This is a genomic window from Myroides sp. JBRI-B21084 (assembly GCF_030545015.1).
Classification (GTDB): domain Bacteria; phylum Bacteroidota; class Bacteroidia; order Flavobacteriales; family Flavobacteriaceae; genus Flavobacterium.
Genome location: NZ_CP120653.1, coordinates 2212186 through 2234531 on the forward strand (window position 1 = coordinate 2212186; position 22346 = coordinate 2234531).

General features: G+C 33.0%; 19 protein-coding genes and 3 tRNA genes. 14 read left to right on the forward strand and 8 right to left on the reverse strand.

Annotated elements, in window-relative coordinates; translation table 11 throughout:
• The first annotated feature begins 96 nt into the window (after window positions 1-96).
• Window positions 97-1032, forward strand: a complete 936-nt coding sequence (locus tag P3875_RS10635; protein ID WP_303443943.1) for a T9SS type A sorting domain-containing protein — start codon at window positions 97-99, stop codon at window positions 1030-1032.
• A gap of 38 nt (window positions 1033-1070) precedes the next feature.
• Here P3875_RS10635 and P3875_RS10640 read toward each other — a convergent pair whose 3' ends face one another.
• Window positions 1071-2480: an MBL fold metallo-hydrolase gene (locus P3875_RS10640; RefSeq protein WP_303443944.1), complete on the reverse strand. Its 1410-nt coding sequence runs from the start codon at window positions 2478-2480 to the stop codon at window positions 1071-1073.
• Between the two features lie 76 nt (window positions 2481-2556).
• A complete protein-coding gene (locus tag P3875_RS10645) occupies window positions 2557-3357 on the reverse strand; it encodes a sulfite exporter TauE/SafE family protein (protein WP_303443945.1) in 801 nt (266 codons plus the stop codon).
• 113 nt (window positions 3358-3470) lie between these two features.
• Here P3875_RS10645 and P3875_RS10650 point away from each other — a divergent pair, with 113 nt between their 5' ends.
• The 3 genes from P3875_RS10650 to P3875_RS10660 are packed head-to-tail and all read left to right on the forward strand — an operon-like array spanning window position 3471 to window position 7371.
• Complete coding sequence (locus P3875_RS10650) at window positions 3471-5897, forward strand: bifunctional UDP-N-acetylmuramoyl-tripeptide:D-alanyl-D-alanine ligase/alanine racemase (RefSeq protein WP_303443946.1); 2427 nt, start codon at window positions 3471-3473, stop codon at window positions 5895-5897.
• Between the two features lie 58 nt (window positions 5898-5955).
• Window positions 5956-6390: a large conductance mechanosensitive channel protein MscL gene (gene mscL / locus P3875_RS10655; protein ID WP_303443947.1), complete on the forward strand. Its 435-nt coding sequence runs from the start codon at window positions 5956-5958 to the stop codon at window positions 6388-6390.
• Between the two features lie 57 nt (window positions 6391-6447).
• Complete coding sequence (locus tag P3875_RS10660; protein WP_303443948.1) at window positions 6448-7371, forward strand: hypothetical protein; 924 nt, start codon at window positions 6448-6450, stop codon at window positions 7369-7371.
• Window positions 7372-7411: 40 nt separating this feature from the next.
• On the opposite strand, the gene P3875_RS10665 is transcribed toward P3875_RS10660, so the two are convergent.
• From P3875_RS10665 to P3875_RS10675, 3 genes are all read right to left on the reverse strand, one after another.
• Window positions 7412-7484: transfer RNA gene (locus tag P3875_RS10665), tRNA-Gly, on the reverse strand.
• Window positions 7485-7521: 37 nt separating this feature from the next.
• Window positions 7522-7594, reverse strand: a tRNA-Gly gene (locus P3875_RS10670).
• Window positions 7595-7630: 36 nt separating this feature from the next.
• Window positions 7631-7703 (reverse strand) — tRNA-Gly (locus tag P3875_RS10675).
• Between the two features lie 242 nt (window positions 7704-7945).
• Between P3875_RS10675 and P3875_RS10680 the strand changes: the two genes are divergently transcribed.
• The 6 genes from P3875_RS10680 (at window position 7946) to P3875_RS10705 (ending at window position 15336) form a co-directional block, all read left to right on the forward strand.
• The gene (locus P3875_RS10680) at window positions 7946-8428 is read left to right on the forward strand and encodes a GbsR/MarR family transcriptional regulator (RefSeq protein ID WP_303443949.1); all 483 of its coding nucleotides are present in this window, start codon (window positions 7946-7948) and stop codon (window positions 8426-8428) included.
• On the forward strand, window positions 8418-9572 hold the full coding sequence (locus P3875_RS10685; RefSeq protein ID WP_303443950.1) for an efflux RND transporter periplasmic adaptor subunit: 1155 nt from the start codon (window positions 8418-8420) through the stop codon (window positions 9570-9572). The genes P3875_RS10680 and P3875_RS10685 overlap by 11 nt, the downstream gene beginning before the upstream one ends.
• 11 nt (window positions 9573-9583) lie before the next feature.
• Complete coding sequence (locus P3875_RS10690; protein ID WP_303443951.1) at window positions 9584-12727, forward strand: efflux RND transporter permease subunit; 3144 nt, start codon at window positions 9584-9586, stop codon at window positions 12725-12727.
• Window positions 12728-12729: 2 nt separating this feature from the next.
• Window positions 12730-14130: a TolC family protein gene (locus P3875_RS10695; protein WP_303443952.1), complete on the forward strand. Its 1401-nt coding sequence runs from the start codon at window positions 12730-12732 to the stop codon at window positions 14128-14130.
• Window positions 14131-14219: 89 nt separating this feature from the next.
• Window positions 14220-14798 (forward strand): hypothetical protein, encoded by a 579-nt coding sequence (locus P3875_RS10700; protein ID WP_303443953.1) that lies wholly within the window; start codon window positions 14220-14222, stop codon window positions 14796-14798.
• A complete protein-coding gene (locus P3875_RS10705) occupies window positions 14770-15336 on the forward strand; it encodes a hypothetical protein (RefSeq protein WP_303443955.1) in 567 nt (188 codons plus the stop codon). The genes P3875_RS10700 and P3875_RS10705 overlap by 29 nt, the downstream gene beginning before the upstream one ends.
• On the opposite strand, the gene cls is transcribed toward P3875_RS10705, so the two are convergent.
• Entirely contained in the window at window positions 15331-16797 is a 1467-nt protein-coding gene (cls, locus tag P3875_RS10710) for a cardiolipin synthase (protein WP_303443956.1), read from the reverse strand. The genes P3875_RS10705 and cls overlap by 6 nt on opposite strands.
• Window positions 16798-16903: 106 nt before the next feature.
• On the opposite strand from cls, the gene pth reads away from it, so the two are divergent.
• From pth to P3875_RS10725, 3 genes are read left to right on the forward strand one after another with little or no spacing between them, the layout of a single operon-like run.
• A complete protein-coding gene (gene pth / locus P3875_RS10715) occupies window positions 16904-17470 on the forward strand; it encodes an aminoacyl-tRNA hydrolase (RefSeq protein WP_303445439.1) in 567 nt (188 codons plus the stop codon).
• A 3-nt stretch (window positions 17471-17473) separates the two neighbouring features.
• Window positions 17474-17998: a hypothetical protein gene (locus P3875_RS10720; RefSeq protein WP_303443957.1), complete on the forward strand. Its 525-nt coding sequence runs from the start codon at window positions 17474-17476 to the stop codon at window positions 17996-17998.
• Window positions 17999-18043: 45 nt separating this feature from the next.
• Window positions 18044-18463, forward strand: coding sequence for an energy transducer TonB (locus tag P3875_RS10725; protein WP_303443958.1), 420 nt, complete (start codon window positions 18044-18046; stop codon window positions 18461-18463).
• A 152-nt stretch (window positions 18464-18615) separates the two neighbouring features.
• On the opposite strand, the gene aspS is transcribed toward P3875_RS10725, so the two are convergent.
• The gene (gene aspS, locus P3875_RS10730) at window positions 18616-20370 is read right to left on the reverse strand and encodes an aspartate--tRNA ligase (RefSeq protein WP_303443959.1); all 1755 of its coding nucleotides are present in this window, start codon (window positions 20368-20370) and stop codon (window positions 18616-18618) included.
• 256 nt (window positions 20371-20626) lie between these two features.
• Here aspS and brnQ point away from each other — a divergent pair, with 256 nt between their 5' ends.
• Window positions 20627-21925 carry a branched-chain amino acid transport system II carrier protein gene (gene brnQ / locus P3875_RS10735; RefSeq protein ID WP_303443960.1) on the forward strand — a complete coding sequence of 433 codons (1299 nt, stop codon included), beginning with the start codon at window positions 20627-20629 and terminating at the stop codon, window positions 21923-21925.
• 29 nt (window positions 21926-21954) lie between these two features.
• On the opposite strand, the gene P3875_RS10740 is transcribed toward brnQ, so the two are convergent.
• Window positions 21955-22329, reverse strand: a complete 375-nt coding sequence (locus P3875_RS10740; RefSeq protein ID WP_303443961.1) for a hypothetical protein — start codon at window positions 22327-22329, stop codon at window positions 21955-21957.
• Between the last annotated feature and the right edge of the window lie 17 nt (window positions 22330-22346).

Consider the following 22346-nt stretch of genomic DNA (forward strand, 5'->3'; position numbering starts at 1 on the left):
GTTGTTTTTAATTGCTTAAATTATGTTAATTTTTATTATATTTATATGATTTTCATTTAGATAGTAGATATAAATAGTCTGATAGTTACAATAATTATGAAAAAGTTATTTTTAATAGTAATTACACTTGTGCCTTTTATAACAAAGGCGCAGGTTACTTTGATACCCGATGCTACTTTTGAACAGTTGCTTATTAATTTAGGTATTGATACCGATGGAGTTTTAAATGGACAAATGTTAACTAGCGATGCACAAAACGTAACACAGTTAAATTTATTTCAAGGAGCAAATGGTTTTTATATACAAAATATTAAGGGTATTGAAAGCTTTGTAAATTTAAAAAAGTTTGAGGGTAGATTTCATAATTTAAATAACCTTAATTTAACTACGCTTCCACAATTGGAAACGCTAATACTACCAAGTAATAATTTGTCTAAAATAAATTTATCCAATAATATCAATTTGGAAACATTAATTATTGGAAACGATGTTTTAGAATTTCTTAATTTAAACACTATTGGTTCCTTAGATTTAAGCAATAATATAAACCTAAAGCTTTTAAATACATATAATTCTTTTCCATATAAAATAAACTTGCGTAATCATGCAGCATCGTCTTTAAAAATCGTTTTAGGAAATGAAAATGATAAACCTTACAACGTTTGTATTGAAGTAGATGACCCTATTGCAGCAACAAACGGCACCGCACCATACGATAATTGGAGCATAATAAATTATATGCCTGGGACTTATTATTTTAATGCGAACTGTGCTTTAAGTGTAGAGAAATTTGTAAACGAAAACTTTAAAATATACCCTAACCCAGCAACCCAATACGTAGTGCTTGAACAAAAAACAACCGAGGGAGTTAACCTGCAAGCGGTACAAATTTTAGATAATTCGGGTAAATTAATACGTACCGTTAAAGAAAATTTTAACTATATTGATGTTTCTACCCTAAGTAAAGGCATGTATTTATTTGTAATACAAACCGATAAAGGCAATAAAACAGAGAAAATAATTATTGAGTAAAATCACAAACGCCCCGAAAATATCGAGGCGTTTTTGTTTTATTTAGTACCACAACTGCTTGCGCATTCTTGGGTAACAATAGGTAAGTTGGTTTCTTTAATTTTACCAAAGCCGCCAATAACATCAATCATATTATTAAAACCGCGCGCTTTTAGAATAGAAGCTGCAATCATAGAGCGGTAACCGCCTGCGCAATGTAAATAGGTTGTTTTTTGCGCTGGAAAATCATCAACATGGTCGTTAATAAAATCTAACGGTAAATTAGGAACATTAGCAATATGTGCCGAATTGTATTCACCCGGTTTACGAACATCAATAACCGATTCTTCGCCATTGTTTATCAATGTTTCTAGCTCGTTAGCTGTAATTCTGCCAATAGAAGCGGTTTCAAAACCAGCATCAATCCACGTTTGCATTCCGCCTGCTAAATATCCTAAGGTATTATCGTAACCCACACGAGCCAAACGTGTTATGGTTTCCTGCTCACGACCTTCGGGCGTTACCAAAATAATCGGTTGGTTAATATCGGTAATTAACGATCCAACCCAAGGTGCAAATCCACCATCAATACCAATAAAAATGGCACCTGGTATATGAACTTTTCCAAAACTATCGGCATCACGCACATCTAAAATCAATGCATCGGCAGCAGTTTGCTTAAATTCGTTTGCTGTGAAAGCTTTATTTTTCTCAATAATAGAATCAATAGCTTCGTAACCGCTTTTGTTTAAGCGTACATTTTCAGGAAAATAAGCAGGTGGTGGTAGTAAACCATCGGTCACTTCTTTTACAAATTCAGCTTCGGTCATATCGGCACGTAAGGCATAGTTGGTGCGTTTTTGTTCGCCCAAAGTACCTACGGTTTCTTTGCTTAAGTTTTTACCACAAGCCGATCCTGCACCATGTGCCGGATACACAATTAGTTCATCGGCCAAAGGCATAATTTTAGTGCGTAAACTGTGGTATAAAGTAGCTGCTAATTGCTCTTGCGTCATATTAGCTGCTTTTTGAGCTAAATCGGGTCTGCCTACATCGCCTAAAAACAAGGTGTCGCCACTAAAAATGGCATGGTCTTTTCCGTTTTCATCGCGCAACAAATACGTGGTGCTTTCCATGGTATGACCTGGGGTATGTAGTGCAATAATGGTTAGCTTGCCTATTTTAAATTCTTCGCCATCGGTTGCAATATGTGCTTTAAAAGTAGGTTCTGCAGTAGGACCGTACACAATAGTTGCACCCGTTTTTTCTGCAAGGGTAACGTGACCGCTAACAAAATCGGCATGAAAATGGGTTTCAAAAATGTATTTTATAGTTGCGTTGTTTGCATTAGCTTTGTTAATATATTGTTGCACTTCGCGTAGTGGGTCAATAATAGCTACATCGCCATCACTTTCAATATAATAAGCCCCTTGAGCCAAACATCCGGTATAAATTTGTTCTATCTTCATAATTTAAATGATAAACATTTGTAATTGCAAAAGTACTAATAATCTTTATTGTTGTTAATGATAAGTATCATATCGGTTAAAATAGTTCTTTAAACATGATGTATAACGACATGATTAATATAAACCAGCCAAAAATCATACGTAAATTTCCATCGATAATTCTTTTTGATAGTCGGTTGCCTATAAACAGACCAAATATAGAAATGGCCGAGAATGATAATACTAAAATCCAATCAATTTTATGTTGCATTAAATCGCCCGTAAAACCAATTAAACATTGAATGGCTATAATGGTTAACGATGTACCAATAGCTTGTTTCATAGGTAAATTGGCAAAAAATACCAAAACAGGTATAATAAGAAAGCCACCGCCTGCGCCTACTAAGCCCGAAACGGTACCAATTAATAAGCCTTGAGTAATTAAAGGCATTGCTGATGTAACTATTTGGGGTGTTGCTAGGTTTTTTTGTCGTGGTTTTTTAATCATTTTTGAAGAAGCAGCAAACATAACTATCGAAAAAATAATCATGATTAATTTCGATTTAGACAAGCTTACGTTGTTGCTTAATGTAATAACATCGGGTAATAACGGAACTAATTGCGAACGTGTAAAAAACACAGCAAGTAACGATGGTATGCCAAAAAGCAATACAATTTTAAAGTTTACGTTTTTATCAATGGTGTTTTTAACGCTACCAACTGCCGATGTGCTGCCTACAATAAAAAGGGAATAGGCAGTTGCAAGTAAAGGATCGATACCTACTACATATACCAAAATAGGTACGGTTAAGATAGAGCCACCACTGCCCACCAAACCTAAGGTTACGCCAATAAATAAAGCAAGTACTAAGCCAATATAAAAATGTATGTCGTGCATATATAATTTAAGACTTTGCAAATTACAACAATATACTTGCTTAACAAAGCCAAAATTTCAATCATTTTTCACAAAATATCTTGTTACCTTTGAGTTTACTTTTTTTACAAACTATGAAAATTGAAACAACTGTTTTAGCAAAGGTTTTGCAAGTTACCCAAGCTGTTTTGGCTGAAGACATTATAGTACTTGACATTTCGGTTGATTCACGTTCGTTGCGCAATAATGCCAACACTCTTTTCTTTGCTTTAAAAGGCAATCACCATAATGCACATAATTATGTTGCCGATTTGTATAGTAAAGGCGTGCGTTATTTTGTGGTTTCTGAAACGGTTTCATTACCTACAGATGCGGTTGTTTTTTATGTAAATGATACCTTGCGTGGGTTGCAAAATTTTGTAGCATTTTATCGCAAAAAATATACTTTTCCTGTAATAGGTGTAACGGGTAGTAATGGCAAGACTATAGTAAAAGAATGGTTAAACCAGTTGCTGTTACCTTTTTACAACATTATTAAAAGTCCTAAAAGTTACAATTCGCAAGTAGGTGTGCCTTTATCGGTTATTGCTATTAATGACGAGCATAATTTAGGAATTTTTGAGGCGGGTATTTCTCAGGTAAATGAAATGGATTTTCTTGAAGCCGTTATACAACCTACCATTGGAATTTTAACGAACATTGGTCCAGCACATAACGAAGGGTTTGCATCGAAAGAAGAAAAATTACAAGAAAAATTAAAACTTTTTAAAAACGCAAATGTTTTAATTAGTGAAAATACAGAATTAATAAGTGCTAATAAGCCTAAAAACATACAATGGTTTAATTGGAGTTTTAGCGAAAATGCAAACGTACAGTTTAAAAAATTGAATGCTGTTTTAATTGTAACATACAACCAAAACACATTTAATGTAAAACTGCCTTTTACCGATTTAGCATCGGTTGAAAACATAGCAACATGCATTACCACTTTGTTGTTTTTAAATGTTGATATTGATTACATAACGCAAGCAATTTCACAATTACAAACGGTGCAAATGCGTTTACAAGTAAAAAAAGGCATTAACGATTCTTTATTGATAGACGATAGTTACAGCAGCGATTATCAATCGTTAAAAATAGCGCTCGATTTTTTAGAGCAGCAAAAAACGCATCAACAAAAAACAGTAATCCTGTCAGATATTTTTCAAAGCGGTTTTACACCGGAGGTATTGTATCAAAAAGTAGGACAATTGCTTAACCAAAATCATGTGAATAGGGTAATTGGTATCGGTTCAAAAATTAGTTCGTACTTAAAAAACACTCCACAATTTCAAAGTTATCCTGATACCGAAACTTTTTTGAGCAATTTTAATTTAAAGGCATTCAGAAACGAAACTATTTTAATTAAAGGCTCGCGTAGTTTTCAGTTCGAAAAAATTGTTTCAGAATTAGAAGAAAAAACGCACGAAACCGTTTTAGAGATTAATTTAGACGCTATAAGTCATAACCTTAAATTTTACAAATCAAAACTTAAACCTACCACAAAAACAATGGTTATGGTAAAGGCATTTGGTTACGGAAACGGCAGTTACGAAATTGCAAAACTATTGGCACACCATAAAGTATCGTATCTTGGAGTAGCTTTTGCCGATGAAGGTGTAGAGCTACGAAAAGCAGGAATTAATATACCTATTATTGTTATGAATCCTGAAAAATCGGCTTTTTCAACAATGATTGCCTATAATTTAGAACCCGAAATTTATAATTTGTATGCATTAACTACTTTTTTGCAAATTGCCGAATCATTTAACTTGTTTCAATACCCCATTCATTTAAAATTTAATACGGGAATGAATCGTTTAGGATTTGTAAAAAACGATTTAAAGCCTTTAATAGATTTATTACAAAACACTAATTTGGTGAAAGTAACCAGTATGTTTTCGCACTTGGCTACCAGCGACATGCCAGAACAGCAGGATTTTACCTTACAACAAATTAATTTGTTTAAAGAATATACCCATTATGTGTGCAGTCAATTGCAAATAAAACCTTTGTTGCATATTTTAAATACATCGGGCATTTATAATTTTAGCGAACATCAAATGGATATGGTTCGCGTTGGTATTGGTTTGTATGGCGTGGGTAATAATGCGACCGAAAATGCACAATTACAAAACGTTGCCACATTAAAATCTACTATTTTACAAATAAACCATGTACCTGTAAACGAATCAGTTGGTTACGGTCGAAGGTTTATCGCTCAAAAAAACAGTAAAATTGCCACAGTGCCCATTGGTTACGCCGACGGTATTCGCCGAAGTTACGGAAACGGCAAGGGGTATGTTTTAGTTAACAATCAAAAAGCACCTATTGCAGGAACTATTTGTATGGATATGTTAATGATTGATGTAACCGATATTGATGTAAATTTAGGTGATGAGGTGCTTATTTTTGGAAACGATTTACGCATAACCGAAGTTGCAAAGATTTGGGAGACAATTCCTTACGAAGTAATGACAGCTATTTCGCAACGCGTTAAAAGAATTTTTTATAAAGAATAGTGATATTTTAACATAAAGTTGTATTTTCGTTTAACAATAAAATTAAAAACAAGTTGATATGGGATTTTTAAGTGAATTTAAAGAATTTGCCGTTAAAGGTAATGTAATTGATCTTGCAGTGGGTGTAATTATAGGTGGCGCCTTTGGAAAGATAATTGATAGCGTTGTTAAAGACCTAGTTATGCCGTTAATTTCTGCTATTTTAGGCTCGCCAGATTTTACAAATATGTATACCGTTCTAAAAGATCCAGCAAATGGTATTAAAGCAGGTATGGCTTTAGCCGATGCTAGAGCAGTAGAAAACGCTGTAGTTTTTGCTTACGGTAATTTTATAACTGTAGCAATTAATTTTGTTTTGTTAGCTTTTGCTGTATTTTTAATGGTTAAAGGTATCAACCGTTTAAAACGTAAAGAAGAACCAGCACCTGCAGCTCCAACAGGACCATCACAAGAAGAATTGTTGGCTGAAATTCGCGATCTATTAAAAAAATAATTTATTTTTATAAAGCTCAATCGTAAGGTTGAGCTTTTTTTACATAAAATTATTGATATGAAAAAAATTGCACTACTAATTTTGGGCTTAATAAGTATGCAGGTTATTGGGCAAAATAACTACGAAGCTTTTCAGTACGAAAATAAATTTGGAGTTGTTGAAATAAATACTTTAAATGAGTTTATAGCACCTTCTTACAGCAGTCAAAACGATTTTTTTACCCCAATTACTTTAATAGATTATCCCGAATACACTTTTATAAATCGAACAACAGGCGAAAAGCAAACCTACACAACTACTAACGAAGAATTGCGTTTTAATGGCATGTATTATATGCATTTTTGTAAAAGCGGTAAAAGTGTTTTTATTTCAAGAGATACAAAAAGTAAAATTACTTTAAATAAAGAATATCGCAATGCAATAGGAAATGGCAACGATTTATTGGTACAACATAACGGATTGTATGAAGTGTATGCAGAACCTAATTTTAAAACCCCAAAAGTTAAAAATATTAAAGCAAAAAAAGTTTTTACCGATTTTGTTTTTAGAAAACGTACACAAAAAATTGAATATGTAAATATTTTTTATGGGAACGATGCCGTTTATGTGTACGATAAAAAGTATAATTTATTAAAAAAATATCCTTCAAAAGTTGAATATGAATCAAGAATGTTTGATGTAATAGCAGGTGAATTTACAGAAGCAAATCAAAAAAATTTAAATGGTTACGGTATTGCGCCACGTTATTTTACTGATGAATTTAAAAATGGTTATACTACATTTAAATCAATAGAATATAAAAAAGCTTTTAAAATAAAAGGCGAATTTAGAAATAGCAATATTTATGATACTGAAGATTGTATTGTAATAACAGAGAAACAATCCGAAAAAAAATATTCTTTTAAGATTGATTTTGAAAAGAAACGCTTTTTATTACCAAAAAAATACCAAGAATTGTTAGAATTAAATTTTGTAGAATAAAAAAACCTCATCTTTTGATGAGGTTTTTTTATGTTTCAAGAGCGGAAGACGAGGGTCGAACTCGCGACATTCAGCTTGGAAGGCTGACGCTCTACCAACTGAGCTACTTCCGCGTTTTACAATTTTTAAATCTTTGTTTGATTTTCCAAGAGCGGAAGACGAGGGTCGAACTCGCGACATTCAGCTTGGAAGGCTGACGCTCTACCAACTGAGCTACTTCCGCATTTACGATTTTTAAATCTTCGTTTGATTTTCCAAGAGCGGAAGACGAGGGTCGAACTCGCGACATTCAGCTTGGAAGGCTGACGCTCTACCAACTGAGCTACTTCCGCAATTACAATTTTTAAATCTTTGTTTGATTTTGTGATTGCAAATATAGTTATTAAAAAATATGTAAAGCAAATTTTTTTTACAGTTTTTTTTATAGGTTTTTTACTTTAAATATAACATGTAAAAAATCAGTTTTTTAGCAATTAAATAATTTTAAAAAATAGCACTTTTATAATTTAATTAAATATTAACATTAATTAGTTCGGTAACTACCGAACTAAAATTACTTTTGTAAAAAAATTAAATGAAGCAGTTTTTAGCTTTAGATCTTTTTAAAGAAATAGCTGAACATTACGAGGTGTTTTATAAACTACCCCCACTCACAGCGCGTATTTACACGCTTTTTATTTTTAATACCTGTAAAGATGGTTTAACGTTTGAAGAGCTTGTTGAATTATTTCAGGCAAGTAAAAGTTCGGTTTCAACCAGCTTACAAGTGTTAATTGAAAACAATTTTATCGAACAAATAAAAAAAGATAATCAACGGAAGCGATTTTTTAGAACAAGTAAAAATTTGTTTTTAACTCGTTTAGAAGATGTAGTAAAGCGCTTAAAAAACGAAAAAGAAATCAATATAAAATTAAAAGAATACCGCAAAGTTAACTGCAACGATATGTTTAAGCAAGAAGCATTTGATGTGTACATAAACCATTTAAACGACGTAACCTTATCAATAGAAAAAACAATTTTAAACCTAAAACTTTATATAAAACCAAATGAAGAATAATACCCTAAAAGCTGTATTTATGGTGTTTTTTACAACTGTTTTTTTTAGTTGTTCTAAAACAAACGAAACACCACAACAAACCGCACCTGTTTTAGATGTTGTTGCTGCAACAACTAAGGATTTGGTGGGTTACACTACTTTTCCGGCTACAATTCAAGGAAAAATAAATAATGATGTACGTGCTAAAATTCAAGGATATATACAAGAAGTGTATGTACACGAAGGGCAACAAGTGCAAAAAAACCAACCGCTTTTTAAATTAGAAGCAAACATGCTTGCCGAAACTGCAAATGCAGCAAAAGCAGGTATTGCTGTAGCAACGGCTAATGTTAATGCTGCACAGGTTGAAGTTAATAAACTGCAACCTTTGGTACAAAAGAATATTATAAGCAACATACAGCTTGAAACTGCAAAGGCAAATTTAGCATCGGCAAAAAGCGTATTGGCTCAAACCAAAGCAAGTTACGCGTCGGCACAAGCTAATGTGAACTATGCGGTTGTACGTGCGCCAATTAGTGGTATTGTAGGAAAACTACCGTTGAAAAAAGGAAGTTTAGTTGGTCCTGCCGACGCAACTGCTTTAACGTCTATTTCAGATATTAGTTTAGTTTACGCTTATTTTTCAATGAATGAAAAAGAATATTTTAAGTTTTTAAACGAAACAGCAGGAACAACATTATCAGAAAAAATTAAAAATTTACCACAAGTAGATCTGCAATTAGCAGATGGTAGTATTTATAGCGAAAAGGGAAAAATTGAAACCGTTACAGGTCAAATTGATGCTGCTACAGGTACGGTTCAATTTCGTGTAGCCTTTGCAAATCCTAATAAATTATTAAGTAATGGCAACAGTGGTACCATACGTTTACCTAAAAAATACACAAATGTTTTAGTGGTGCCCGAAGTAGCATCGTATGAACAACAAGGTAAAGTTAATGTGTATAAAGTACGTAACGATACCGCATTTTCTACGGTTATTAATGTTACCGATAGAGTAAACAATTTAATAATTGTTAAAGATGGTATAAATGCGGGCGATGTAGTTGTGGTTAGTGGTGTAGGAACTTTAAAAAATAAAACAGCCATTAAACCTAAAAAAGTTCATTTTGATACTATTGCAAACGCAATAAAACCAATTTTTTAATTGAATTTATTATGCTAAAAACCTTTATTGAAAGACCTGTATTATCTACAGTAATTTCTATTTTAATAGTTATTTTAGGTGTTTTAGGGTTATCGGTTTTACCCGTAACTCAGTACCCCGACATTGCTCCGCCAACTGTTCAAGTTGCAGCATCGTATCCAGGTGCAAATGCCCAAACAGTGCTTGAAAGTGTTATTGTTCCTATTGAAGAACAAATTAATGGAGTTGAAGGTATGGATTATCTTACCTCAACAGCCAGTAACGATGGCTCGGCATCTATACAAATTGTTTTTAAACAAGGTATCGATCCTGATATTGCAGCAGTAAACGTACAAAATAGGGTAGCACGTGCAACACCATTATTACCTACCGAAGTTACCAGATCGGGCGTTACTACCCAAAAACAGCAAACATCGTCGTTAATGTTTTTATCGTTTTATTCCGAAAACAAAAATTACGATGCCACGTACATTCAAAATTACATGAATATTAATGTAATCCCCGCATTAAAAAGGGTAAATGGTGTGGGCGATGCAAATGTATTTGGTGCTAAAAACTATTCAATGCGTGTGTGGTTAAATCCAACAAAAATGGCAGCGCATGGTTTGGTTCCTGCCGATGTAAGTGCAGCAATAAATGAACAATCGTTAGAAGCAGCTGCGGGTCAATTAGGCGAAAATTCAGGAGCCTCGTTTCAATACATCATTAAATACAGTGGTAAATTTAAAACCGAGACACAGTACGAAGACATCGTAATAAAATCAATGGATAATGGTCAAGTACTTCGTTTAAAAGATGTTGCCGAAATTGAACTAGGTGCCCAAACTTATGGGGGATATTCTGAATTAAACGGAAATCCTGCAGTTGCAATGGCAATTTACCAAACACCAGGTTCAAACGCACAAGACATCATTAATGATATTAAAAAAGAATTAGATAAAATAGAGAAAAATTTACCCGAAGGTATTAAGTATAAAATCAATTTAGATTCGAACGAATTTTTAGATGCGTCTATAGAAAAAGTAACACATACTTTAATAGAAGCTTTTATTTTGGTTTTTATTGTAGTTTATATCTTTTTACAAGATTTTCGCTCTACTTTGGTACCGCTTATTGCAGTTCCGGTATCTATAATTGGTACATTTTTCTTTTTAAATTTATTTGGATACTCATTAAACCTTCTTACATTATTTGCTTTAGTTTTAGCTATTGGTATTGTGGTTGATGATGCTATTGTGGTGGTTGAAGCAGTGCATGCCAAAATGGAAGAAACCAAACAAGATGCCACTACAGCTACAAAAAATGCCATGAGCGAAATTTCAGGAGCCATTGTATCAATTACATTAGTAATGTGTGCCGTTTTTATACCCGTAACTTTTATAACGGGGCCTACAGGTGTTTTTTACAAGCAATTTGGGGTAACTTTAATTGTAGCAATTGGTATTTCGGCATTAAACGCACTAACTTTAAGTCCGGCACTTTGTGCATTGTTTTTAAAGCAACACGGCGATGAACATGGTAAAAAACAAAGTTTTGTTAAACGCTTTTTTATAGCTTTTAACAACTCATTTAATGCAATGACAAATAAATACGCAAAATCATTTGCATTTTTGTTTAAACATAAATGGGTTACATTTAGTATACTAATTGTTTGTTTAGGTATTACCTATTTAGCAAATAAAACTATGCCTGCGGGGTTTGTGCCAAGTGAAGATCGTGGATTTATAATGGGTAATATCGAATTGCCTGCGGGTGCATCGGTAGATCGTGTATATAAGTTAGAACGCGCTTTTTCTGAACAAGCCGAAAAAATTCCTGGTATTGAATCGGTAACTGTTATTTCTGGTCGAAGCATCATTTCGGGTTCGGGTTCAAATTATGGTTTTATGTTAATTAAAATGGAGCCTTTTGCTAAACGAACTACCAACGATAAAGCAACCGATGTAGTAATTGGTAAATTGTTTGGTTTGGCTGGGAAAAACTTTCCCGAAGCTAAAATGATCTTTTTTCAACCACCAAGTATTCCAGGGTTTGGTTTCTCGGGCGGATTTGAATTAAAATTGTTAGATAAATCGGGAGGCGATTTAAAAACGTTTGATAAAACTGCTCAAGAATATATTAATGCGTTAATGCAACGTCCTGAAATTATGTATGCACAAACACCTTTTAATACCAATTACGCACAATACGAAATTAAGCTAGATATTGTACGTGCTAAACAATCAGGGGTTTCGGTAAGTAATATCTTTTCAGCTTTGCAAGGATATATAGGTGGTAATTATGTAAGTGATTTTACCCGTTTTGGTAAACAATACCGTGTAATGTTACAATCGTTACCAGGTGATCGTCAAAATATATCCAGTTTAAATGGTATGTTTGTTCGTACCGCTTCGGGGGCAATGGCACCTTTAAGTCAGTTTGTTACCTTAGAAAAAGTATATGGTCCCCAATCGGTAAATCGTTTTAACTTGTTTACATCTGCAAACGTATCGGGCGCACCTAAACCAGGCTATTCTTCGGGCGATGCTATTAAAGCAGTACAAGAAGTAGCCGAACAAAAATTATCAAACAATTACGGAATTGATTTTACAGGTTTAACTCGTGAGGAAATCAACGCAGGATCGCAAACTATACTAATTTTTGTATTGTGTATTGTGTTTGTATTTTTCATATTAGCAGCTCAGTACGAAAGTTATATGTTGCCATTTGCGGTAATTTTATCGTTACCAACAGGTATTATGGGGGCGTTTTTATCACAAAAGGTAGCAGGTTTAGAAAACAATATCTATTTTCAAATTGCATTGGTTATGCTTGTTGGGTTGCTTGCTAAAAACGCCATATTAATTGTAGAGTTTGCATTGCAACGAAGATTACAAGGCGAAACCATTTTACAAGCAGCAATTGATGGAGCTAAAGCGCGTTTAAGACCTATTTTAATGACTTCGTTTGCTTTTATTTTAGGTTTATTGCCTTTGGTTTTTGCAAGTGGTGTTGGTTATATTGGTAATCGTTCAATTGGTACAGGTGCGGCATTTGGGTTGTTAATAGGTACTGTTTTAGGGGTGTTTGTAATACCTGTTTTGTTTGTGATTTTTCAATCGATACAAGAAAAAATTAAACCTGTAAAATTTAATAAAAAAGCTTTAGAAGATTAATTATGAAACATATATATAAAATAACTTTAGCTATTGTTACGGTGGTTTTATTGCAATCGTGTATTGCTACAAAGCCGTATGAAAAGCCAAATGCTTGGGAAAATGCATCGTTTAATACAAATCAAGTTGTTAAAGATAGCACAGCAACTAATATTTTGCCTTGGCAACAAGTTTTTACCGATGCTTTTTTACAACAGCACATACAAACTGCGTTAGATAATAATTTAGACATTCGGGTTGCTTTAGAAAATATTAATCAAGCGCAATCGTACCTTTTACAAGGTAAAATGGGGTATTTGCCAACCTTTTCAATAGGTACTAACTACACGCATTCGGTAAATTCAATAAATACTCAATTTGGTAAAATTTTAGGTCAACGCCAACGGTTAGATCAGTTTGATATTACAGGAAGTTTAGGATGGGAAGCTGATATTTGGGGTAAAATCAACAGTAAAAAATTAGCTGCACAAGCTACTTATTTACAAACTGTTGCTGCACATAAAGCGGTTAAAACGCAATTGGTTGCAATGGTAGCATCAAATTATTACAATTTATTGGCGTTAGATGCACAAAAGCAAATGGCTTTAAAAACTATTGAAAACCGTACAAAAAGTTTAGAAACGAATAAAGCCTTAAAAGATGCAGGCCGAATTACCGAAGTTGCAGTTAAACAAACCCAAGCTCAACTTTTAAGCGCCCAAGCTTTGCTATTAGAAATTGAAAATAATATTAAGCATCAAGAAAACGCATTAAGTGTTTTAAAAGGAATGTTTCCTCATGCAATTGAACGTTCGGCTTTTACAGATTTACATTTAAATATTGATACAAACGAAGGGATTGCACTTCAAATTTTAAATAACAGACCCGATGTTGTGGCTGCCGAATTAGGTTTTAGAAATGCATTTGAACTTACTAATGTTGCCAAAGCAAGTTTTTATCCTACTTTAAGGTTAACTGCAAATGGCGGATTGCAATCGGTAGATTTTGAAAAATTGTTTGATCCAACTTCGTTTTTTGCAAGTATTATAGCGGGTATTGCGCAACCAGTGTTAAACGGAAGACAAATTCGTACGCAATACGAAATAAGTTTATCAAACAAAGAAAAAGCGTTTTTAAATTACAAACAAACTGTTTTAAATGCTAGTAAAGAAATTTCTGATGCGTTGTATGCAATCGACATCAATAAAAAGAAACTGGTTTTAAAACAACAAGAAGCCGAAGCCTATACAACTGCCGTGAATTACTCGCAAGAATTGTTAAACAATGGTATGGCTAGTTACTTAGAGGTTTTAACAGCTACCGAAAGTGAATTAAATGCGCAGTTAAACATTATTTCAACACAATATAATTTATGGAACGCTAACATACAGCTTTACAAAGCTATGGGTGGTGGTGTTAACTAAATTTTTTCTCTATAAAAATTAAGTTGCAAGTTTTTAAAATTTGCAACTTTTTTTATGCCGCTAAAAGTTTTATATTTGAAAGAAAAGGAATGAACAAACTGTTTTTTTTAATTTTTATACTTTTTTGTACAGCAGGTAATGCACAAGAAACGTTTCATTACCAAGGTAACGCTACCCAGTTTTTTAATTTAAGACCTGGTACCGATAAAACTTTTCACTACATACAAATGAATAAAGCGCACATTATTAAAAACACTTTATTTGCAATTGATGAAAAAACCGAAAAACTTTTAATTCCTGAAAGTGGCTATTACGAAATTTCAGCATCGTTTCAATTTAATCCAAGTACCAGCGTTATTAAATACAGCAGGGCAGGTGTTAACTTTGGAATTGTACAAATTGCTAGCGGAATTGAACAATATGTAGCTGCAACACGGAAATCATACGATCAAGAAAATCAAGACGATTTTTCTATAATTAAAGTCCATCCAACCATAGTTTATTTAGAAAAAGATGCCGTTGTAGCTGGCGCTATTAGTGCAGGTTTATTAAGTAATCCGCTTTTAAGTTGTGAGTTGGGATGTCCTAAAAAGAAGAAAGAATGTGTTTCGTTTTCATTTACTATTAAATTAATTAGCGATGGAGAAGGTTTTCAAAGATATTATTAAACTATTAATACTATTTGTTGGTATAAGTGGTTTTGCACAGGAAAAAACGTTTTATATACGCAGTTTGCGCAGTATTCATTTACAAAATACTCCTAATGAAATGCAGCAATTACGTTTTCAGCCAATTGATGTGGTTTATAATAAAATCACTCAATTTTTAAACGATAAAATCACAATTTCTGCCGATGGTACTTATGAAATTTCTGCTTTTGCAAATATAAATCCAGGTGTTATGGGTAGTACTGTTAAAGACAGCATTCATATGGAATTGTATCTTATTAAAAATCCTAATTCTTCTTCAGAATCTATTTTAGGGAAAACCGAATTTAAATACAGCTATGGCAATTTTGATGTTGCCGCCGGACTTTTAATTGGACCTTTTGAAGTTGTAATGCAAAAAAACGACGAAATATCGCTTTGGGTTAAAATTTTACCAACATCTACAATAGCTATAAACCAAAGTGATAAATACGATCATGTTACCAAGCCAACAGGCATGCAACAAATTGCCGGAATGCGGATTGCTAAATTATTATAATAGCGGTGCTAATAATCTGCAAATAGATGCAAATGCTTTGTAATACCATTTTTTTGAATTCCAAAATTCGGTTGTAAAAAGGTTACTTTCTAAAGTATCTTTATAAAATTGTTCTGAAAGTTGTTTAGCAAAAAGAGGGTCTAATACCAATGCCGAAAGTTCAAAATTAATTAAAAAACTTCTTGAGTCTAAATTTGTTGTTCCTACATAACTCAGTAAGCCGTCAATACATATTGTTTTTGCGTGAATAAAGCCTTTTTTGTATAAAAAAACGTTCATTCCACGTTCAACAAATGGTTTTAAAAACGATAAAGATGCAGCTTGTACAACAGCCGAATCGCTTTTTGCGGGTATCATTAACGAAACTTCAACTCCTTTAGAAATGGCAATTAACAATGCGGTTTTAAACGATTCGGTAGGTATAAAATACGGCGTGCATAGTTGAATGCTTTTTTGTGCTGTAGAAATGCTTAAAATCATTGCTTCCATTATATACGGTGGGGTATCACCAGGCGATGATAAAGCAAATGTTACAGGTAATTTTTTTAAGAAATTGTTAGATAATTTGGGTAAATAATGTGCGTTTAAACTATATGTTTTTAAAGCGATACTTTGCCAATGTAACCAAAATTGAGCTTGTAAAACTTTGGTAGCATCTCCAAAAATACGAATTGATGTATCGCGCCAAAACACATTGTATTTATTTGGATTTATATATTTGTCTGAAATGTTTATACCGCCAACATATCCAATTAATCCATCAATAATAATTATTTTTCTGTGATTGCGGTAATTACTGTTTGCTAATGATGAAAAACGTACAGGTAAGAAAATTTCGAATTGAATTCCCAAACTCTCGTAATATTTTTTACGTTTTGCTAAGGCACCCGATCCAAAATCATCAATAATTAAACGTATTTCTACACCATTTTTTGCTTTTTCAACCAAAATATTTAAAATTTGGCTGCCAATTTCATCTTCATCAAAAATATAATATTCTAAATGAATGTGGTGTTTTGCATTTTTTAGATCGTTTAATAAAACAGCAAATTTTTCTTCACCATTGCTTAAAAGCTCTACAATGTTGTTTGATGTAGGTATAGAAACTTTAGTGTTAGCCAAATATTCAAAGGCATCGTTTAAATGATCGTCGTACGTTTGGGTAAGTTCAATTTCTTTAGATATAAAAGGTGCTAAATCATTCCAACGTGTATCTAATAATGTTTTATACCTATGGTCTAATTTTTTAAAATAGTTTTCTTTTTTAAATTTTTGTCCAAAAAAGTAATATAAAACAACACCAATAATAGGTAAAAAAACTATGACCATTAACCAAGCAATTGTTTTTTCGGGTTTGCCGTTTTCAATTAAAATGGTTATAAAAGCAGTTGTGTTTACTAAAGTTAACGGAATCCAATACCACGTTTTAATAAATTCCAAAATAGTAAGTAAGTTTTCCATAACTTGCACAAGTTTTGTTCTAAATTACCCATTTGTTAATACATTTGCAATGAATTTTTTTAAAAATTGGTTTAGTAAACCTACAAACGAAAGTACAACACAAATAATGAAAAAATATTTAATTGTTGGGTTAGGCAATATTGGTGCCGATTACGTTAACACACGTCATAATATTGGTTTTAAAGCAGTAGATTTTATGGCGCAAGAAGCAAATGAAAATTTTGAAACGGTAAAATTGGGTGCTTTGGCTCAAATTAAAGTTAAAAATAAGGTTTTACTTTTGCTAAAACCTAATACATACATGAATTTATCGGGTAAAGCGTTGCAATTTTGGATGGAAAAAGAAAAAATTGCTAAAGAAAATGTGTTAATTATTACAGATGATTTAAATTTACCTTTTGGAACCATACGTTTAAAAGCAAAAGGATCAGACGGCGGGCACAACGGTTTAAAACACATACAACAGGTTTTAAATAGTGCAGAATACCCAAGATTGCGCTTTGGGATATCTGATGCTTTTAAAAAAGGGCAACAAGTTGATTATGTTTTGGGTGAGTGGAGCAATGAAGAAACCATAGCTTTAAAAGAACGATTAAGCGTAGTTTCGCAAGCTGTAAAAGAATTTGCACTAGCAGGTTTAAATAATGCAATGAATAATTTTAATGGAAAATAAATAATGAAAAAAATTTTAACGCTACTTACATTTGCTGCTTTGGCAACTGGTTGTAGCACATCAAAAGGCGTAGAGTCTACCAATTGGTTAGGTAAAAAAGTAACTATGATTTCTGTAGCACCCGAAGGTGGTAAAGTAACTGCAACTCGCGAATTTGAAAAAGGGTTAAACCTTGAAGGTTTTGAACAATTATACCCACAAACCAAGTATAATCCTGAAACTGTTTTAGTAGAGTATAGCTTTGATAGAAACCGTGCTAAAGATTTACATGCCGACGATTTTTACAAAGAAGAATTGTTTATGGAAATACCAGCAAACGCTTTTAAAAAACAATACAAGGATACCGAATTAGAGCAAGTGAAACTAGTTTACGGTAAACATTGTTATTGCAAAGGTGAAGCTGGATATTCTAAAATTACACAAGGTACTTTAAAATTAGATCATTCTGAAAAACATACAAAAGTTAAATTAATGTTTAAAGCGCCACACAGCTCTGTTATTGAAAATGTGGAGTTTATTGTAGAATAAGTTCTAAAGTGTCTTTTTAAGGCACTTTTTTTATATCTTTAAAATATGAAAACATTATTAGCACTTATTATAAGTAGTTTTACTTTAGTTGGTACAGCGCAAAATACCAGCGAACCATTGGCTGAAACTACCAAAACAGTAAACGATACCTTAAATGATTTATTAGATGGTAACGTAAATACTTATACCACAACAACAGGTAAAAGTATTTATAGATATGTTATTGAAAATTACAGATATCCAGAACAGGCAATAGAAGAAGCTGTTTCAGGTACCATATATGTTTTTTTTATTGTTGAAGAAAATGGAACTGTTGAAAAAGTTAATATAGAAAAAAGTTTAAGTCCAGCGTGCGATACCGAAGCCATAAGGGTAATTAAAAGTTTAAAAATGCATCCTATTTTAGTTGATGAAAAGCCAGTTCGCATGCGCTTTCGTATGCCTATACGTTTACAGTTAGAATAAGATGTAAATTAAAAGATGTTCTCCGAAAATGAGCTGCTTGTCAAGCTGAACTTGATTCAGCTTCTCATAATACTTAATAAATCAAAAGCGATTTCGCATCAAGTGCGAAATAACAAAGAGGCTGCCTTTTCGGACAGCCTCTTTTATTTTGTTTATGCTTTTACGTTTAGCATTATTGATAATTCATTTAATTGAGCATCGTCTATAGTTGCAGGTGCATCAATCATCACATCACGACCTGAATTGTTTTTAGGGAAAGCAATAAAATCACGAATAGTTTCTTGTCCACCTAAAATTGCTGTTAAACGGTCTAATCCAAAAGCTAAACCACCATGCGGCGGAGCACCGAACTGAAATGCATTCATTAAAAAGCCAAACTGTTCTTGTGCTTGCTCTTGTGTAAAACCTAAATGTTTAAACATTAAAGCTTGCATTTCTTTATCGTGTATACGAATAGATCCACCACCAATTTCGTTTCCATTTAAAACTAAATCGTAAGCATTTGCACGTACTTTACCAGGATCGGTATCTAATAAATGCATATCTTCTGGTTTTGGCGATGTAAACGGATGGTGCATTGCATGAAAACGAGCGGAATCCTCATCCCATTCTAACAACGGAAAATCAACTACCCATAACGGAGCAAATTCATTAGGTTTACGCAATCCTAAACGGTTACCTAATTCCATACGCAATGCCGATAGTTGAGCGCGTGTTTTGTTTGCTGGTCCTGATAAAACCAAAATTAAATCGCCTTCTTGTGCATTGGTTGCAGCAGCCCAATTTGCTAAATCGTTTTGATCGTAAAATTTATCTACCGATGATTTATATTGATTGTTAGCTTCGCATTTTACATATACCATGCCCGATGCACCTACTTGCGGACGTTTAACCCACTCAATTAACGCATCAATTTCTTTACGGGTGTATGTTGCACCACCTGGTACAGCAATACCTACCACTAATTCGGCCGAATTAAATACGGCAAAATCTTTATGCTGTGCTACAGCGTTTAATTCGCCAAATTTCATTCCAAAACGAATGTCTGGTTTATCGTTACCATAAGTAGTCATGGCTTCTTCAAACGTCATTCGCGGAAATTTTTCAATATCTAAATTGTGGAATTTTTTAAGTAAATGGCATGTTAAACCTTCAAAAACATTTAAAATATCTTCTTGTTCAATAAAAGCCATTTCACAATCAATTTGTGTAAATTCAGGCTGACGGTCGGCACGTAAATCTTCGTCGCGGAAACATTTTACAATTTGAAAATATTTATCCATACCGCCTACCATTAACAATTGTTTAAAGGTTTGTGGCGATTGTGGCAACGCGTAAAACTGACCCGGATTCATACGTGAAGGCACCACAAAATCGCGTGCACCTTCAGGAGTCGATTTTATTAAATAAGGTGTTTCAACTTCACAAAAATCTAAATTTGAAAGGTAGTTTCGTACTTCTTGTGCTACTTTATGTCTAAAAAGCAAACTGTTTTTTACAGGGTTTCTACGAATATCTAAGTATCTGTATTTCATACGAATGTCTTCGCCGCCGTCGGTTTCATCTTCAATAGTAAAAGGCGGTAATTGTGCTTCGTTTAAAATAGTTAATTCGTTCACTAAAACTTCAATTTCGCCAGTAGGTATGTTGGTGTTTTTAGATTCACGTTCAATAACAGTACCCTTTACCTGAATAACAAATTCGCGTCCTAAAGATTTTGCAAGTTGCATTACATCGGTATTTGTGCGCGATTCATCAAAAATAAGTTGTGTAATTCCGTAACGGTCGCGTAAATCAACCCAAATCATAAAACCTTTATCACGTGATTTTTGTACCCATCCCGCTAAAGTAACTTCTTTATTAACATCGGCTAAACGTAGTGCGCCGCAATTTTCACTTCTGTACATTTTTCAAAAAAAATTGTTTATGCAAATGTACTATTTTGTAAGTAACTTTTATAATTAAATGTGTTGTGTAAGGATTCTATTTTTTAAAAACTGTTTTAATAAAAGGTAAATTATGAACAAATCCTTTTTTTGTGCTATTTGATTAAACTTTTATAGATAAATGTTGTTAAAACAGTATGTTTTATTTTGTGAAACTTAAGGTTTTGTTAAAAAAAATCATTATGTTTGATGTTAGTCAAGTTAAAATTTAGAAAGAATGGATATAAGAAAGCAAAGAACGATTCTGTTTTTAGGTATGGCATTATTTGCTATGTTTTTTGGAGCAGGAAATTTACTTTTACCCGCATTTTTAGGATATCAAACTCGTGCAGATTGGCCCGAAACTTTAGGCGGTTTTTCGCTTACAGCAATTTTAGCGCCTGTATTAGGAATTTTTGCAGTTGCTGTTTCGGGTAAGTATTTTACCGATTTAGGTGCACGTGCGCATTTAAAATTGGCGTTTGTATTATCGTTTATAAATGTGCTTTGTATTGGTCCATTAATTGCATTGCCACGTGCGGGCGCCTCGGTTTACGAAGTTGCCATAAAACCAATTATTCCAGATGCGCAATCGGTATGGGTATGTATTTTGTTTTTTGGTGCGGTTATGCTAGCATCAATTTCTTTAAATAAAATTACAGGTATATTAGGGAAAATTTTCGCTCCAATTTTATTGTTCTTTTTAGCATTGTTAATAGTACCGGCTTTGTTTTTAGGTACAACGACTAATTTACAAGCAACCATACTTGAAAATCGTTTTTATATTGGTTTTCAAGAAGGATATCAAACAATGGATGTGTTGGCTGGAGTTATTTTTGCTGCACTTTTAATAGTAGGTGCTACTCGTAAAGGGTATTCACATACAAAAGATAAGGTAGAAGTTGTAGTAAAATCGGCTATTTATGCTGCAGTTTGGATGTTGTTGGTGTATGGGGGCTTGTTTTATTTGGGAGCAAATATCCAAGCTGATACCAGTACAGTAACGCATTCATCAATACTTGTGCATATTGCCACTCAATATTACGGCAACAACGGTGTTTATTTAATTTCGGCAATTATGTTGTTAGCTTGTTTAACAACTGCAATTGCATTAACGGCTGGTTCGGCGAACTTTTTTGAACGATTAACAAGTGGAAAATTAGGCTATATTGAAGGTGTTATTTCTATAACATTGGTTTCAATATTTTTAGCAATTACAGGTGTTGATACCATTATTGAGTATGCAGCTGCGTTATTAAATTTTATATATCCGGTAACGTTGGTTTTAATACTATCTGTATTGTTATTTGGTAAAACAATTACCAATAATAAACCATATTTAATAACACTTTTAGTAACTATGGTAATATCGTTACTACGCGTGTTGGTAGGTTGGTTTCCCAAAGAAACTACTTTGGCAGATTTATTAAATATAATGCCTTTGGCAACTTACAATTTAGAATGGGTTTTACCTGCAATTTGTACTTTTATTATTAGTTGCTTTGTTTTAGGTAGAAATTTAAATAATAAAGAATAAAAAAAACCAACCTTTTAGGTTGGTTTTTTTTATCTGTTGGCATCTGCTGTCCAAGTAGCGCCATCTTTTAAAAACAAAATGGTTAAATTATTGGCATTTATTTTAATATAATGTGTAGTGGTAGATCCAATCATAACAGCAGAATTTTCGTTTTTTTGAATTTCAACCCCGGTAATATCAGGAATTTCATCAGAAAATAAAAAATTGTACGTATTACCTACTTTTACAACTTGAACGCTTCCGTTGTTATTTTGTTTGTTAACATTGGCATCGTTGTAACTTACATTTCCGTTGTATTTACCAATAAAAAAATCGTTGTTAGCAGGGTCGTCGTCAATGCTACAGGCTGTAACTACAAAAACCATTAAAAATAAACCGCCAATAAACTTAAAAAAATTTCTCATAGTACAATAATTTTAAT

Excerpts from the sequence above, each read along its gene's own strand:
- P3875_RS10635 (WP_303443943.1), top strand. The coding sequence starts at position 97 with ATGAAAAAGTTATTTTTAATAGTAATTACACTTGTGCCTTTTATAACA.
- P3875_RS10640 (WP_303443944.1), bottom strand. The coding sequence starts at position 2,480 with ATGAAGATAGAACAAATTTATACCGGATGTTTGGCTCAAGGGGCTTAT.
- P3875_RS10645 (WP_303443945.1), bottom strand. The coding sequence starts at position 3,357 with ATGCACGACATACATTTTTATATTGGCTTAGTACTTGCTTTATTTATT.
- P3875_RS10650 (WP_303443946.1), top strand. The coding sequence starts at position 3,471 with ATGAAAATTGAAACAACTGTTTTAGCAAAGGTTTTGCAAGTTACCCAA.
- mscL (WP_303443947.1), top strand. The coding sequence starts at position 5,956 with ATGGGATTTTTAAGTGAATTTAAAGAATTTGCCGTTAAAGGTAATGTA.
- P3875_RS10660 (WP_303443948.1), top strand. The coding sequence starts at position 6,448 with ATGAAAAAAATTGCACTACTAATTTTGGGCTTAATAAGTATGCAGGTT.
- P3875_RS10680 (WP_303443949.1), top strand. The coding sequence starts at position 7,946 with ATGAAGCAGTTTTTAGCTTTAGATCTTTTTAAAGAAATAGCTGAACAT.
- P3875_RS10685 (WP_303443950.1), top strand. The coding sequence starts at position 8,418 with ATGAAGAATAATACCCTAAAAGCTGTATTTATGGTGTTTTTTACAACT.
- P3875_RS10690 (WP_303443951.1), top strand. The coding sequence starts at position 9,584 with ATGCTAAAAACCTTTATTGAAAGACCTGTATTATCTACAGTAATTTCT.
- P3875_RS10695 (WP_303443952.1), top strand. The coding sequence starts at position 12,730 with ATGAAACATATATATAAAATAACTTTAGCTATTGTTACGGTGGTTTTA.
- P3875_RS10700 (WP_303443953.1), top strand. The coding sequence starts at position 14,220 with ATGAACAAACTGTTTTTTTTAATTTTTATACTTTTTTGTACAGCAGGT.
- P3875_RS10705 (WP_303443955.1), top strand. The coding sequence starts at position 14,770 with ATGGAGAAGGTTTTCAAAGATATTATTAAACTATTAATACTATTTGTT.
- cls (WP_303443956.1), bottom strand. The coding sequence starts at position 16,797 with ATGGAAAACTTACTTACTATTTTGGAATTTATTAAAACGTGGTATTGG.
- pth (WP_303445439.1), top strand. The coding sequence starts at position 16,904 with ATGAAAAAATATTTAATTGTTGGGTTAGGCAATATTGGTGCCGATTAC.
- P3875_RS10720 (WP_303443957.1), top strand. The coding sequence starts at position 17,474 with ATGAAAAAAATTTTAACGCTACTTACATTTGCTGCTTTGGCAACTGGT.
- P3875_RS10725 (WP_303443958.1), top strand. The coding sequence starts at position 18,044 with ATGAAAACATTATTAGCACTTATTATAAGTAGTTTTACTTTAGTTGGT.
- aspS (WP_303443959.1), bottom strand. The coding sequence starts at position 20,370 with ATGTACAGAAGTGAAAATTGCGGCGCACTACGTTTAGCCGATGTTAAT.
- brnQ (WP_303443960.1), top strand. The coding sequence starts at position 20,627 with ATGGATATAAGAAAGCAAAGAACGATTCTGTTTTTAGGTATGGCATTA.
- P3875_RS10740 (WP_303443961.1), bottom strand. The coding sequence starts at position 22,329 with ATGAGAAATTTTTTTAAGTTTATTGGCGGTTTATTTTTAATGGTTTTT.